We start from the raw sequence: 14,259 nt of genomic DNA, 5'->3' as shown, positions 1-14,259 counted from the left end.
CGCGTAGGTCATTATGAAACTTAATAACTCACCGCTAATGAAAGCTTCGTGGCTTTTCATTGTTGTGCTATTTCTCGTCTTTATGTTTGTGCCTTTGGGTAAAATGTTGGTGCTGTCATTTAATGTGGCTGATGGATTAGGTCTAAGCCATTACGTCGATATCATCAGCAGTAATGACTTCAGACAAGTGATGTTAAATAGTTTTTTTGTCGCCATTGTTAGTGCGATGAGTGCCACCTTTTTGGCATTTATCCTTGCCTATACGGTGCACTGGACTAACTTGCCAAAGGGTTTTAAACAAACCATTAAGCTTGCATCACTGTTCCCTATGCTATTGCCAACAGTGACTTATGGATTTGCCATTATTTACACCTTTGGTAAGCAAGGTCTACTCACTAAGATAATTGGATTTCAGTTGTTTGAAGACATATATGGTTTCTATGGTATGTGGCTTGGCTACACCATCTATACCTTGCCAATAGCCTTTTTACTGCTTAACAATACCTTTCAGTATTTGGATAAGAAGTTCGTAATCGTATCAGAACTGATGGGCGATTCACGCTTACGCCAGATAGATATGACGGTCATTCGTCCCTTAATTGGTACTTTTGCAGCCGCTATCATTCAATGCTTCTTTTTGGCCTTTACTGACTTTGGTATTCCAGCCTCTATTGGTGGTCAGTACAAGGTTATCGCCACTGAGCTTTATACCCAAATACTGGGTGCATCTCCCTCGTTTGAAAAGGGCTCTGTGGTTGCTTTGTTTATGCTAATACCCTCTGTTTTGAGCATTCTACTGCTTTGGTATGTGGCTCGATTTAATGTCAGGTATGACTCAGTAGAGCATTTTGACTTGCCCACTTCTAAAGTCAAAGACAGGATTCTGGGTGTGTTGTCCAGCGGCATTTTAATTTCACTGCTATTTGTATTTGCTGTGATCTTCATCATTCCATGGATTAAGACATGGCCTTACGAGATGGCGTTTAGTACAGACGCATTTACTAAGGTGATCGAGTCCTCGAACCTAATGCGAGTTTATAAAAACTCACTTATTGTCGCGACCTTAACGGCTGTTTTTGGCACCATTATTACCTATGTTTCCGCATTAGTATACGAGCGCTCAGGGTTATTCAAAATAGGAAAGCTGACGATCGAAAGCTCAGCTTTAGTGACCAATACAGTGCCAGGTATGGTTATTGGTATTGCTTATCTGATGGTTTTCTCAGGCTCATCTATATCTAACACCATCTTTATTATTGTGATTAGTAATATCATTCATTACTTCTCAACACCTTATCTCATGAGTAAAAACGCACTATCAAAAATGAACTTAGGTTGGGAGACCACAGCTTCTTTACTTGGAGACTCATGGCTACAGTCTTTACGCCGAATTGTTGTACCCAACTCAATATTTACACTTATCGAAGTGGCATCGTACTTCTTTATCAGTGCGATGGTCAGCATCAGTGCTGTGATATTCATTTCAGGTGCAAAGACGATGGTGCTTACTACAAAAATTGTTGAACTACAGCACTTTGCCCGCTTTGATGAGATCTTTATCTTGTCGCTGATGGTGCTACTCACAAATATCACGGCATTAATATTCTTCGCAGTGGCGCGATATCTTTATACCAGAAGCATCAACGGCACAACAAAAATAAAAGTGAAAAAAACCACAGTGACGACGGTCGCTTAGATATTTCAACACAGTTTAGGCATTGATGCTACGAAAACCAATTGAACCGTTAACCACTCAAATAATTAGGAACAACAATGAACTTATTCAAAACGATAGTAATGGGATTAACTTGTGGAGTTTTAGTAGCAGGTTGTGGGTCGCAAAGCTCGGACGATACAGCTGGCGAGGAGGTGATTATTTATAGTAATGCTGATGAAGAGGCAGTCGAGGTTATTCAAGAGGTGCTTGATGAGGCAGACTTTGAAGGTCAATACATATTTCAATCATTCGGAACAGGTGAGCTTGGGGGGCGACTATTGGCAGAAGGAAAAAATATTGAAGCTGATATGGTGACAATGAGCTCGTTTTATATCGAAAGTGCTCAAGCAAAGCACCCAATGTTTAAAGCGTTAGCATTTACAGCAAACCCACAGATTGCGACGCCTAATTACTATGCACCGATTCTCAGCTTTACGGGTGCTATCTTACTCAATACCAAAGAGATGGAAGCCAATAATCTTCCAGTACCTACCAGTGCCAAAGACTTAGCGAATCCTATTTATAAAAATCAAATTTCTATGGTTGATCCAAATGGTTCATCAACTGGTTGGTTGTTTGTACAAGACATTGCTGCTGAATATGGCACCGATACTGAAGGTCAACAAATCATGAATGCTATTCGTGAAAATGCAGGACCTAATTTAGAGCTATCTGGCTCTGGTCCTCTTAAAAAGGTAATGGCAGGTGAGGTGCCTATCGGTTTCGGTCTACGTCATCAGGCAGTCGCTAATAAAGCAAAAGGTTTACCAATTGATTTCGTTGATCCTAGTGAAGGTAATTACACATTGACTGAATCGGTTGCTGTTATTGATAAAGGAAAGAAAACCAATCCTAAAGCAATGAAAATGGCTGAGTTAATTGTCACTAAAGCTCGCCCACGTTTATTAGAAATTTATCCAAATATTGTGTATGACGGTGAGACAGTAGCTGCTGAAAATCAGATTGATAACTCTAAGACCTATCCAGAGCCATTAACTGCCGAGCTGTTAGATAAGCACCGTGCTTTTTTCCACGGTGAGTAATTTTAGTTGAATCAAAATAATGACCATTCAGGCTTAGCTATATTAGTTCATAGGTTAAGCAAGTAGAGGGCTAATTAATAAAGATATATGGGAAGAGCAGGTATGACAATGAGCAAAATACTTTCTGATAAAACATACGATGTCGTTGTCGTAGGTGGGGGTATCGTTGGGCTGGCAAGCGCCTACGCCGCCGTTAAAAAGGGGCTGAGTGTTGCGGTTGTAGAACGCCAATCTCAGAACAAAGATGCTTCTGTTCGTAATTTTGGATTTGTGACCGTTAGTGGTCAGCGTCGAGGTGAGCATTGGCAACGCGCCATGCACTCTCGTAATGTTTGGGCCGAGATTGCGCCAAAAGCAGGTATTCAGATAGAGCATATCGGTCTGCATATGTTAATGCAGCGACCTGAAGCGGTAGATGTTGCACAAGCTTTTTTAAAGACAGAAATGGGTGAGGGGTGCCGACTACTGACACAGTCTGAAATTAATGAAGCCGCGCCTTATCTGAACAAGGGAGAAGGGGTGTTATATAGCCCGCATGAGCTTAGAGTAGAATCTAATACTGCAATCGCTAAGCTGACTCATTGGTTACAAGAGACGCAGAGTGTGGATTTTTACAACCATACTACGGTGACTTCAGTGGAATTACCAAAAGTGCATACCAGTCGTGGGGTCCTTAACGCTGAGCACTGTGTGGTCTGCCCCGGAGCGGACTTTACTGGCTTATATCCAGACGTGTTCGCTAAGACCAAAGCTAAAATGTGCACGCTAAATATGATGCGAGTCATGCCCAAAAAAGCATTTAGATTAAATGCCGCTGTCATGTCAGATTTAAGCTTTGCCCGTTATGATGGATTTGCTCAGTTACCTGAAGCTACGGTACTAAAAAGCTTACTTGACGATATTCAAAGTGCAGAGCGTCAAGCAGGTGTCCACCTAATTGTGGTTCAGTCTGAAGATGGATCACTAATCATCGGCGATAGTCATGATTATAGTGATAGAGAGCTGCCGTTTAGAGACACCCGAATTGATGATCTAATCATTAATGAATTTAAGCAGGTGATGGATATTGGTGAGATGGATATTACTCAGCACTGGTTGGGTGTATATCCAAGTGCAGATGATGTGGTATTTAAGGCATCACCTGAAAAAGGTGTGGTGGTCGGTGCAGTCATCAGTGGTACAGGGGCATCAACAGGTTTCGCATTTGGCGAAGAGTTAATTGAATTGGTATTGGAATCAAAGTAATGAATACAGCAAATAATAATATAATAAGCAGCAGCTCACATAGTGATAGTTTAAACAGTATTCAAAACAAATTTTTTGATATTAAGCTCTGTGTATTTGATATGGCTGGCACAACAGTAGATGAAAGTAACCTGGTCTATAAGACCGTATGTAATGCTATCAATGAAGTATTGAAGAGCACTGGCAAATCAGATAAGCAAGTGAGTCTTGAGTTATGTTTAGAATATGGTGCAGGTAAAGAGAAACGCAATGCCATCCGTGATATTTTGAATATGATAGATTTATCTAATGCTGATATTGAATCATTAACGGATACGGCGTTTGCAGCCTTTAAAGTCAATCTTGCAACTGCTTATAGCAAGCACACCTTGTCTGAGTTTGAAGGCATCTCAGAGTTGTTCGAGCAGTTGAAGGCGAGCGGTCGTCATGTCGTATTGAATACAGGATATGATGCTAAGACTGCTAATAGAATTTTGACTATCTTAGGTTGGTCTGTGGGGAATCAAGTAGATGCATTAATAACAGCCGATGATGTAGATAATGGCCGTCCAGGTCCTGATATGATTACACTTGCGATGAAACAGTTTAATATTGATAACTCACAGCAGGTGTTAAAAGCAGGGGATAGTGGTATCGATATTGAAGAAGGTAGGAATGCAGGATGTGGGCTAGTTTTAGGTGTGCTATCTGGTGCACAAAATGAGCAGCAGCTGTTAAGATACTCACCTGATGCAGTTTTAGACAAGCTGATTGAATTAAAAGAGCTTATTTAGCTTAAAGCTAGGTCTAAGCTTCAAAATATACAACAAAATAGTAAAGCCATAAAAGTAATGACTTTTATGGCTTTTTTAATTTGGATAAAATATCTCAGATTCTGTGTAATTGACGTTTAAGTTAAAGGCTTACTGATACAGTCATCAAACATAAAGCGATCTAAAACAGACGTCCAGTCACGGATCGACGCTTGCTAGGCTGCTAAGTACATGACCTTAGATACAGCCTGACATCCATTATACGATTCGATGAATAAGCTTGAGTCTTTGATAATCTCAAAACTATTTAGAGACCTCAGACGAGATATTTTTTGCTACGCTGTGGTATTACCCTAATATTTAACTATGGAGTACCCCATGTTTTTTATACGGAAAGCAGACCAGAACGATGCAGCAGATATTGCTCATATACACTTTGAAAGTTGGAATGCTACGTATTCGAACCTTTTACCCGAAACGTATAGAAACAAAGAAAATAACTTATCTCAAAAAATGGAGATGTGGGGAAAAATATTACCTAGCTCTGGTGTGAACACATGGGTAGCATATGATACTGAGAATACCACTGTAGGGTTTATTTCTTACTTTAAGAAAGATCATGAGTGTGAAATAACCACTCTATATCTTTTACCTCAATATCAGAATTTAGGTATAGGTACTAAGTTAATTAATGCAGCTTTAATTGATGCTTTTCAGCGTAATATCTGCTCTAGTCTATCGTTATGGGTTTTACAAACCAATCTATCTGCGATTAGTTTCTATAAAAAATTTGGTTTTTAGTCTGAGAGCCAATGTCATGAAGAGCTATACGAGGGCACCAAAATAACAGATGTCAGAATGATAAAATTACTCTAATATCTGTTATTTTAAGCATACCTTTTCCTATACTGTCTCAAACTATCTTGGGACGGTTTAGTGATAGAGTACCCCGGCTCTGGCACTGAAACCAAATACATTAAGTAAAGTTTATAGCTACCTATTATTAATAAAAATCATAAAAAGAGCTTGATATGCCAACCTTTATAGTTATAGACAATGGAATTATTAACCTATCGGAAATTAAAAAGATAACTGCGGATAAAAAGCGACTTACAATCACATTTCATTTAGGATTTTGGAATGGTAATGCGTTTAAAAGATGTACTGATAGCCAGCATTTTGAAGAAGTTTTTGAAAGTATAGTAACTAAGTTAGAAGCTGAACAGATTTGAGTCCGCTACTTAGAACGCCCAGTTTTAAGTAGCAAGCCTTTCATCATATTAGTAATCTATAACAGTTTTGTTATGGCTTACTAATATAATTCAGTTAACCAAATATGCTATAGGTTATGACAGCAATAAGCAAAAGAGACGAAATATCATCACCCAGTATTATTAATTTATGCCAAGTTTTACCCTTGTTGTTATTATGAGTAATAGAACTACTGTTGTAATGACTTATGAAATCATCATCACTTATAGAGTACCTTTTTTTCGATAAAGATAGTTTTTGATCTAGATCTATAGGTATGAGAACTTGTTTCAAAGCTCCTAAAAATAACCCTAGCCACATTAATATATTCTGTATATCTCTATCTATAAGGGAGTGTATAAAAAAACCAAAACTTAGGATTAAAGCCACAATAAAAAACTTGCGGTAACTTCCCGTTGGGTAATCTAGGACAAATTTCCGCATCAAAAATCCTAATAAATGAACGTATGTTTATTTAAAAGATTGAATATTAATGTTGGTGATAACCATTGTCAACAAAGATATTTATAGCATACTGAAGATACGGTTCCCTAGTGAGGACTTGAAAATTGGGCTGTAGGCTAATGATATCGGTACATTTAGTTATTTAGGCAGTTGCAGTGTACTTCGTTGTGTACATACAGTGAGCTTTTGGATCATTATTTTTATTTACCATAAGCGCTGTTATGCTAAACGGTTTTGACTAAATTACTCTGAGACGAAGATCATATGAAACAAGAAGAAATTAGAGAAAAAATGATCATTCTTATTGATAAGTTATTATCAAATACTTTAAGTGAGCAAGAATATGACAAAGTTTTGAATGAAATCAGTCGAATTTCTCCATATCAATATTGGAGTGATTTAATTTTCTGGACTAACGACTACGTTGATGAGATTGATGGAAGTCTTAAGTTAAAGCACGACAAGTTTTTTGATGAGGTATTTAACGGTTTTAAATTAAATGAAGAACAGAAAAAACAGAAAACCAAAGGACTGTTGGCACATTTAATAACAAATGATTTTTCAGGTTTGCCGATACAGTCTAGCATCGCTGTAAGCTCTGAAATTGATAGACTATCTCCTGATAAGAATTGGTGGGCAATCCTATATTCGAATACAGGTGTTTTGAATCCAGAGTTTTTGGATAGAGAAGGTGATTTTAATTATGAACTGTTTGTTGAAAAGCTATTTGATTAGCATGAGTTTATGATTTGAAAGCATAGTTTCCATGTAGGGTATCGAATCAGCGAAAGCACCCAATTGTTAGCCAGAGGTATACCTATAAAAGACTACCTCCAGGTTAAAACTACAAGAAATCTTGATCTGCTCGAATGTAGTGAGACTTCATAGTAAAGTACTTAGAATTCGCTGACTTCATTAACTACAAATTGACGAGAAGCTTCCCCATCCTTCATATCATACTGGATTTGGCGGATTTTACCTTGGGGGTTAGCATTGCTATCGTCTTCTAAATAGAGTGGAAAATGTCTAACCAACACATTCTCAACCAAGGCAAATTCATCATGACCCATATAACCTTGTTTGAGTGCATCAGTCAGCTCTGGATAAGAGACTTGACTCCACGACAGCCCTTTATTGCTCGAATAAGCAATCACATCACCATATGAACCGCTACCCACACTTTGAGTGAATACTAGAATTTCAGGATATCCATCGCCATTTATATCACCCACATCGGCACTAACAACAGGATCGCTAATTGGTCGCTCGATAATGTCTTCGCCCATTGGCTGAATCTGCAAGATATAGCCACCATTACCGTCAGAGGTACTGGTCACTTGAGTAGAAAAATCACCATAGTTGAGTGAGGTAGCGTATTGCGAGTTATCCACTTGTCGAGTATCCAGCGTATCGCTTAACTTTTGATATACGCCACCAAGCGTTGCACCGCCGCTACAATAAAAAGCTGTTTTTTGTAGATAGGCTTCTTCACCTTCAATGGATAAGCTATTGTCATTAAAGCGCAAATAAACGGGGTTATTATCTACCCAAAACTGATACCGTCCATCATGAGCTTTATGAAGTACGGTGTCTAATGTACAAGTAGGTTTCTTTTTGTCTATGCGAGAACGAATAGACACACTAATAGCATCTTGACCAGCATCACGTACGCTGATCGCAAACCAGTCATAACCCTCGTTACGCTTTGTATAGCCATCTGTGACGTAATCGCCCGTTATATTGTTAGTATACTTATCGGTTGAGGTTGTCGTCGGTAGGTCGTTATGTAAAACCGTTGTTGTCTCAAGGCCCTGTGTATTAGTGTTCTGGCACGCAGTCAGACTTAATAACAGCATGCTGGGCAGTAACGTTTTTCTCATCATAATTTTTATTCCTTCAGAAGATCGTTATATGGGCCATTCATAATAAATTCATTACAGCCCACATCATTTAGCAATTTAAAAAACTATTATCCATTCTTGGCGTGGAATATTGGTTTTTACTCATTTTTCTTAATGGGATTCAAGTCAGGGCACTAGGCTAGTGGAGTTCAAAGCCTGTGACCATGTGTATTCAGTAATTTTTTTACTTGTTTATGAAAATTTGATGCTTATGCATAAGCCGCGATTTATGCTTGGGAAAAGCAGTACTTTTGCATATAAAGTAACAATAATGTTGCACTATTTTTGCTTTCTCGTTGCTAGAGTAAATCAGTGCTCGATGCTTTCAAAATGATTCAAATTATCATTCGTAATACACTAACTTTATCTTTACAATCCCCCTTTATTTACATTATCGGATAGATTTAAGGTGAGTATTCCATGCTTTTGAGTATAGTTTACATTATTGGTATTACAGCAGAGGCAATGACGGGGGCACTAAGCGCGGGACGACAGAATATGGATTGGTTTGGGGTTATGCTTATCGCGAGTGTAACAGCGATAGGCGGTGGTAGTGTAAGAGATATCCTACTTGGTAACTACCCTTTAACTTGGGTAGAACATCCTAAATATTTATTAATCGTTTGTGTGGCTGGTCTTATAACGACTTGGTTGGCTAAATGGGTTGTTAAATTTAATGGCGTTTTCATACGTTTGGATGCTTTAGGACTAGCGGCCTTTAGTATCATTGGTTGTCAAGTAGGGCTTAACATGGGACTCCATTACGGTGTTTGTATAGTTGCGGCCATTGCAACAGGTGTATTTGGTGGATTGCTTCGTGATTTAATATGTCGCCAAACCCCATTGGTTTTACATCATGAGTTATACGCTTCAGTTTCTTTAATCATTGCTTGTTTATATTTAATACTTCAGTATTTTGCTGTTAGTAGTAATATCAGTGTCATTATTAGTTTAATTGCTGGTTACTTAATCCGTATGGTAGCGGTTAGAGCAAAGTGGCGATTACCCATATTTCATTTGTTAGAAACTTCCAAATAAAATAGTAACCCTATCGTTATAAGAATTTCTACGAGCGAGCTGTGTTATTTTAGAGAGTCGTTACTACCTGTGAACATCTCATTTTTAACACAGCTATTTGACGCAGCTATTTAATATAGTCTGGCTGCAATTTATCTCATTTTTATCGTCATGTTCAAAATGAGGACACGCCCTAATACTACTATAGAGTGAGCGTAATTTTACCCACTGCTTTACCTGATTCAAGGTGATCATGCGCCCGCGCTACCTCCCAAATAGAGTAGTTACTATCATCTATGATAGGCGTGATTTTGCCACTATCAACCAGCTCTGCAATCATTGTCAGGATACGACCGTGCGATTCATGGTTGATGCCATGAAATAATGGAATAAGCACCAAAACACCATGAAATGATAAGGCTTTGAGAGCAACTTGCAATGGATCTGCAATCGGTAAAATAGTGGCGACATGGCCATTGAATCTAACGGCTTGAAACGATTTTTGAATATTATCACCAGCCACCGTATCGAAAACTTTGTCAAAACCCACGCCGTCAGTATACGTCGCCACATAGTCATCAACCTCCGCTGTTGTATAATCCACTAGATGATCCGCGCCTAGTGATTGAGCTAATGCACTATTAGCAGGAGAATAGGTAGCGGTGACTGTCGCGCCAAGTACTTTTGCTAGCTGAACGGCAATATGACCAACGCCCCCTGTTGCACCATGAATCAAGACATTATCGCCTTCTTTGACATTCATTTTTTGTACGAGTGCCTCATAAGAAGTGAGTGCGACCAACGGCAGGGCTGCGGCTTGCTTCATGCTGAGTGTTTTAGGCTTTTTAGCCATTAAACGCACATCGACCAACATGAATTCAGCAAGTGCACCATCAATACCGTAGAGGCCACCAGCCATACCATAAACTTCGTCACCAACACTAAATTCAGTGACGTCGGCACCTATCTCGCTCACAATACCAGCTACATCACCGTGTAGTATCTCTGGCAAATTCTCCGACCAAGGCAGCTCGACTGAGCGCAGCATGGTATCAATAGGATTCACACTAGTGGCTTTCACTTCCACAACCATGTGACCTAGTGTTGCCGTTGGTTTTGGTTTTTCTGCCAATTGAAAAACTGCAGTTGTACCGATTTCTTTAATGATCACCGCTTTCATGTTATTACCCTTTACTGGTGTAAATGTCTTATTGTTTGTTTCAGGAGAATCAGTTTAGACGTTGCTAATCCAGCAAGCCATTACCCAGCAAACAAATTACTTTTGCTTTTTGAGCAAGCCATGGTTACAGTTAAATGGAATACCTATCAACTTAATAAAGGAGTGGCAATGAGCTCAATAAATCGATTGGCATACTTCAATAGTGTTGTCGAAACTGGTAGCATTTCAGAAGCCAGCCGCATCTTTGATGTACAGCCGTCTTCCATTTCACGGCAGTTAGCAATGCTTGAAAAGGAGCTGGGGGTACGTCTACTCAATAAAACGACCAGAAACACCAGTTTGACTGAAGCGGGGCACAAATATTACGAATACTCTCAGCGAATTGTGTCAGAGTTTGATAATGCCAAAAGAGCCGTTAATGATTTACAAATAACGCCACAGGGTAAGCTGAAAATCAGCATGACAGTCGGTTTTGGTGAAAGTATGGTATTACCATTGATACCGAAATTTATGTCGTTATATCCAGATATTGATATAAAAATTGAGTTAACAGAGCGGGTTGTAGATCTTATAGAAGAAAATATTGACGTGGCTATTCGAAGTGGACGCTTATCTGATTCGACCATGATTGCCCGACGCTTGGTATTTAATGATTTTCTACTGTGTGCAAGCCCCCAATATTTAAAAAATAATGGCACGCCTCGTAGGATTGATGATCTAGCTAATCACCAATGTATCCGATATGGTTATAACGGTTGGAAAGAGTGGTTTTTGATTGCAGAGGATAGTGAAAAGTTGATGATTAATAGTCAGGTTTCAGTGAACTCCGTGAATGGTCAGAAGCAGCTGGTATTACATCATACAGGTCTGACGCTAATACCACTGTGGGCTGTTAAAGATGAATTGGCGAAAGGGTCATTGGTTCAAGTCATGCCAGATCATATTTTTAGTCCCTATGAAGAACTTAGTGCTACTTACGCTATTTATTTAAAGCGAGATATGGTCTCACCAAAAACGCGCGTTTTTTTAGATTTTCTGGTAGAGCACATGATAGCGATTTGAGTTTGGGTCTACAGCTTGGTCGCACAGATTTTTATAGTCGATGACTACCTAAAAAGACCCAAATACGGTACCGAGTATGATGACTAGAGTGAGAGCAATTAAAGGAATGACCACAGCAGTAGCAAATATATCTTTATAGGACTCTCTATGAGTCAAACCACAAATGGTTAGCATTGTTATTATTGCCCCGTTATGTGGTAATGAGTCCAAGCCACCTGAAGCCAAAGAAGCTATACGATGCATCAGTTCGGGGTCAATGTTATATTGTTCTGCCAATTGCATATAGCTTGCGCCCATAATTTCTAACGCTATACCCAAACCACCTGAAGCTGATCCTGTAATACCTGCTAAAACGTTAATCATGATTGCTTCTGATATGAGAGGGTTTCCAGGTGAAATTCCCATGAGAGACTGTTTGATAATCGCGAAACCTGCCAGAGTTGCAATCACGGAACCATAACCTACTTCTGAAGCTGTGTTAAAAATAGGAAGTAAAGATCCGGTAGCGCCTTTGTTTAAACTTTCTGCCACACTATCTATTCTTTTGAAACTCGAAGCAATCACAAATATACAAGCTAAAAACAACGATAAAATAATGGCCCATATACCAATAACTGAGCTCAAGGCTACGCTACCAAACTTTTCGTCAGCTAAGTAACTGTTGTTCCATAACGGTATTATGATTTTTGAAAAAGCATAGTTGCCTATTATCACAATGAGAATAGGCGATAATGCGAGCCAAAAATTGGGTATGTCAATACCTGAGTGATGCTCTTTTTCATTTAACGTATGATTTCCATAACCTTCATTATTTGCACTTGCAATACGCGTTTGGCGATTCATCCACAACATACCTCCGCCTAGCATGACTATCGAGGCAATAATGCCTAAACCAGGAGCTGCAAATGCATCAGTCTCAAAATAAGGCATCGGTATAACATTATGAATGGCAGGTGAACCTGGCAATGCCGTCATGGTCAAGGTTAGAGCGCCAATACAGATGGCTCCAGGTATCAGTCTTTTAGGTATGTTCGTCTGCTTAAATAAGGCGGCAGCAATGGGATATATTGCGAAAGTAACGACAAAGGCTGATACACCTCCATAAGTCAAGATTGAACAGGCTAATACTACGGCTAACAAAGCATGTTTGTCTCCCAGTTTATCCACGATGTTGCGTGCGATGCTATAGGCGTAACCAGAATCTTCCATTAACTTGCCAAAGATAGCACCTAAGATAAATAGTGGGAAATATTTCACAGCAAAGCTTCCAAGACCCTGCATAAATACTTCAGTATAAATCCCCATGGTTTGACTGCTATCACCACTTAAAACAACAGCTAAGATTGCGAGTAAGGGCGCTAAGACTAATACGCTGACACCTCTATAGGCAAAATATATTAAGAGTGATAAAGACAGAAAAATAGCAAAAATGCTCATAATTTTAATTTCCTTCCATGGAAAAATACGCTGTAAAATTATACTTTGTGAATAAGATAATGCTTCTGATAAACAGAATTTAGTCTGGTTATTATGTGATAAAAATTTCTAGGATCTTCTTCGTAGTTGCTATTTAGACGGGAACATGTCGTAGTGAGTAACGAATGGATGAAAATATCTTATGCCATAGCGTAAAGGATCACTGATATCTAACCATTTCGTAGATAGAGCATTAGGGTTAATGCCCAGCCGATATATATGACTCGAATTCTTCTCGATATTAAACGTACTCATAGCATAAAACACACACCACTAGGGCTTTATAGCGCAAGTTGATACTATTTTATTGTTACCTGAAAAGGTTTGGCTTATAAGATTGAACTGACGGAATGGTTGTTCATAATCGCTATCCTTAGCATGAATGAAATGTGACTAATACAACTGCTATAACAATGTGATATGCAAACACTGAAAGGTTAGCCACTATTTACATACAGTTATAAATAAAATGATACATTATGTATCGAGTTAAAATCTAACAGAGATGTAAACAAATATCAACTATTTAACCTTAACAGTCATTAGATAGTCTCAGTGGTTTACTCTGAAAAATAAGACAGTATTATACTGAAACGATCGTAGAGACAAATTTGATAAACTGATGATGCGGTGATGAGTGTGCTATGACTAAGAACAAGCAAAGCGATAGCTTGGTATTTCCAGTGCCGCTACTTTGATAAATTCTAATAATTAAAAGCCCATCATTTTAAGATATCGACTATATACCCTGCTATCATTACACCACTATAACAACCAGCAATTTTCCAGCGCGTTAAGGAATAATCAATGCCCGACAGTCCTGCTATTTGTTAGCTGAAAGAAGGCTAAAAGTAGCGGATGCCGTACGAGCAACAGGGGTAAGCAAGACGACATTGCACAAAATATATAACGATCAATCATCTAGAATTGATTTCGACACTATAGATAAGCTTTGTGAATATTTAGAAGTAGAGGTAGGAGATATTTTTCAATATGTAAAAGAGGATAAAGAGAAAAGTACTGAGAAATAGGTTCTAGCTTAGAATTTGAAGTAGAGGTCAAAAAGAGGGTTTTAATTTTAATGGTTTTTGAGGGTTGGTCACGTTTTGGTCACCATTTGGTCACCGTCACTTTTTAAATGATTTAAATC

General features: G+C 38.7%; 13 protein-coding genes. 10 read left to right on the top strand and 3 right to left on the bottom strand.

The features are described from left to right. Positions 1-13 precede the first annotated feature (13 nt). The 7 genes from ACIGBM_RS07765 (at position 14) to ACIGBM_RS07735 (ending at position 7,208) form a co-directional block, all read left to right on the top strand. Positions 14-1,696, top strand: a complete 1,683-nt coding sequence (locus tag ACIGBM_RS07765; RefSeq protein WP_397477321.1) for an iron ABC transporter permease — start codon at positions 14-16, stop codon at positions 1,694-1,696. A 77-nt stretch (positions 1,697-1,773) separates the two neighbouring features. Then, positions 1,774-2,760 carry an ABC transporter substrate-binding protein gene (locus tag ACIGBM_RS07760; protein WP_397477320.1) on the top strand — a complete coding sequence of 329 codons (987 nt, stop codon included), beginning with the start codon at positions 1,774-1,776 and terminating at the stop codon, positions 2,758-2,760. A 102-nt stretch (positions 2,761-2,862) separates the two neighbouring features. Then, a complete protein-coding gene (locus tag ACIGBM_RS07755) occupies positions 2,863-4,005 on the top strand; it encodes a TIGR03364 family FAD-dependent oxidoreductase (protein WP_397477319.1) in 1,143 nt (380 codons plus the stop codon). After that, positions 4,005-4,778: a phosphonatase-like hydrolase gene (locus ACIGBM_RS07750; RefSeq protein ID WP_397477318.1), complete on the top strand. Its 774-nt coding sequence runs from the start codon at positions 4,005-4,007 to the stop codon at positions 4,776-4,778. The genes ACIGBM_RS07755 and ACIGBM_RS07750 overlap by 1 nt, the downstream gene beginning before the upstream one ends. A gap of 357 nt (positions 4,779-5,135) precedes the next feature. Then, positions 5,136-5,558, top strand: coding sequence for a GNAT family N-acetyltransferase (locus ACIGBM_RS07745; RefSeq protein ID WP_397477317.1), 423 nt, complete (start codon positions 5,136-5,138; stop codon positions 5,556-5,558). A gap of 230 nt (positions 5,559-5,788) precedes the next feature. Beyond that, the gene (locus tag ACIGBM_RS07740) at positions 5,789-5,989 is read left to right on the top strand and encodes a hypothetical protein (RefSeq protein ID WP_201567315.1); all 201 of its coding nucleotides are present in this window, start codon (positions 5,789-5,791) and stop codon (positions 5,987-5,989) included. 748 nt (positions 5,990-6,737) lie between these two features. After that, complete coding sequence (locus ACIGBM_RS07735) at positions 6,738-7,208, top strand: hypothetical protein (protein ID WP_397477316.1); 471 nt, start codon at positions 6,738-6,740, stop codon at positions 7,206-7,208. 161 nt (positions 7,209-7,369) lie between these two features. Here the strand turns inward: ACIGBM_RS07735 and ACIGBM_RS07730 are convergent, their stop codons facing one another. Beyond that, positions 7,370-8,356 carry a hypothetical protein gene (locus ACIGBM_RS07730; protein ID WP_397477315.1) on the bottom strand — a complete coding sequence of 329 codons (987 nt, stop codon included), beginning with the start codon at positions 8,354-8,356 and terminating at the stop codon, positions 7,370-7,372. Between the two features lie 438 nt (positions 8,357-8,794). On the opposite strand from ACIGBM_RS07730, the gene ACIGBM_RS07725 reads away from it, so the two are divergent. After that, on the top strand, positions 8,795-9,412 hold the full coding sequence (locus tag ACIGBM_RS07725) for a trimeric intracellular cation channel family protein (protein WP_201546011.1): 618 nt from the start codon (positions 8,795-8,797) through the stop codon (positions 9,410-9,412). A 181-nt stretch (positions 9,413-9,593) separates the two neighbouring features. On the opposite strand, the gene ACIGBM_RS07720 is transcribed toward ACIGBM_RS07725, so the two are convergent. Next, positions 9,594-10,571 carry a zinc-dependent alcohol dehydrogenase family protein gene (locus ACIGBM_RS07720; protein ID WP_397477314.1) on the bottom strand — a complete coding sequence of 326 codons (978 nt, stop codon included), beginning with the start codon at positions 10,569-10,571 and terminating at the stop codon, positions 9,594-9,596. 168 nt (positions 10,572-10,739) lie between these two features. Here ACIGBM_RS07720 and ACIGBM_RS07715 point away from each other — a divergent pair, with 168 nt between their 5' ends. Beyond that, entirely contained in the window at positions 10,740-11,633 is an 894-nt protein-coding gene (locus ACIGBM_RS07715) for a LysR substrate-binding domain-containing protein (protein WP_397477313.1), read from the top strand. A 48-nt stretch (positions 11,634-11,681) separates the two neighbouring features. On the opposite strand, the gene ACIGBM_RS07710 is transcribed toward ACIGBM_RS07715, so the two are convergent. Beyond that, positions 11,682-13,073 carry a GntP family permease gene (locus ACIGBM_RS07710; protein WP_397477364.1) on the bottom strand — a complete coding sequence of 464 codons (1,392 nt, stop codon included), beginning with the start codon at positions 13,071-13,073 and terminating at the stop codon, positions 11,682-11,684. A gap of 839 nt (positions 13,074-13,912) precedes the next feature. Between ACIGBM_RS07710 and ACIGBM_RS07705 the strand changes: the two genes are divergently transcribed. Beyond that, positions 13,913-14,140 (top strand): helix-turn-helix domain-containing protein, encoded by a 228-nt coding sequence (locus ACIGBM_RS07705; RefSeq protein ID WP_397477363.1) that lies wholly within the window; start codon positions 13,913-13,915, stop codon positions 14,138-14,140. Positions 14,141-14,259: the final 119 nt, after the last annotated feature.

The sequence above is a fragment of the Psychrobacter sp. NPDC077938 genome, assembly GCF_044542635.1.
Lineage (GTDB): Bacteria > Pseudomonadota > Gammaproteobacteria > Pseudomonadales > Moraxellaceae > Psychrobacter.
The sequence above is the reverse complement of the archived record's forward strand: the minus strand, read 5'-3'. Positions and strand labels throughout refer to the sequence as shown.

What these genes read in the sequence shown, in the direction of transcription:
- ACIGBM_RS07765 (WP_397477321.1), top strand. Translation starts at nt 14, where the DNA reads ATGAAACTTAATAACTCACCGCTAATGAAAGCTTCGTGGCTTTTCATT.
- ACIGBM_RS07760 (WP_397477320.1), top strand. Translation starts at nt 1,774, where the DNA reads ATGAACTTATTCAAAACGATAGTAATGGGATTAACTTGTGGAGTTTTA.
- ACIGBM_RS07755 (WP_397477319.1), top strand. Translation starts at nt 2,863, where the DNA reads ATGACAATGAGCAAAATACTTTCTGATAAAACATACGATGTCGTTGTC.
- ACIGBM_RS07750 (WP_397477318.1), top strand. Translation starts at nt 4,005, where the DNA reads ATGAATACAGCAAATAATAATATAATAAGCAGCAGCTCACATAGTGAT.
- ACIGBM_RS07745 (WP_397477317.1), top strand. Translation starts at nt 5,136, where the DNA reads ATGTTTTTTATACGGAAAGCAGACCAGAACGATGCAGCAGATATTGCT.
- ACIGBM_RS07740 (WP_201567315.1), top strand. Translation starts at nt 5,789, where the DNA reads ATGCCAACCTTTATAGTTATAGACAATGGAATTATTAACCTATCGGAA.
- ACIGBM_RS07735 (WP_397477316.1), top strand. Translation starts at nt 6,738, where the DNA reads ATGAAACAAGAAGAAATTAGAGAAAAAATGATCATTCTTATTGATAAG.
- ACIGBM_RS07730 (WP_397477315.1), bottom strand. Translation starts at nt 8,356, where the DNA reads ATGATGAGAAAAACGTTACTGCCCAGCATGCTGTTATTAAGTCTGACT.
- ACIGBM_RS07725 (WP_201546011.1), top strand. Translation starts at nt 8,795, where the DNA reads ATGCTTTTGAGTATAGTTTACATTATTGGTATTACAGCAGAGGCAATG.
- ACIGBM_RS07720 (WP_397477314.1), bottom strand. Translation starts at nt 10,571, where the DNA reads ATGAAAGCGGTGATCATTAAAGAAATCGGTACAACTGCAGTTTTTCAA.
- ACIGBM_RS07715 (WP_397477313.1), top strand. Translation starts at nt 10,740, where the DNA reads ATGAGCTCAATAAATCGATTGGCATACTTCAATAGTGTTGTCGAAACT.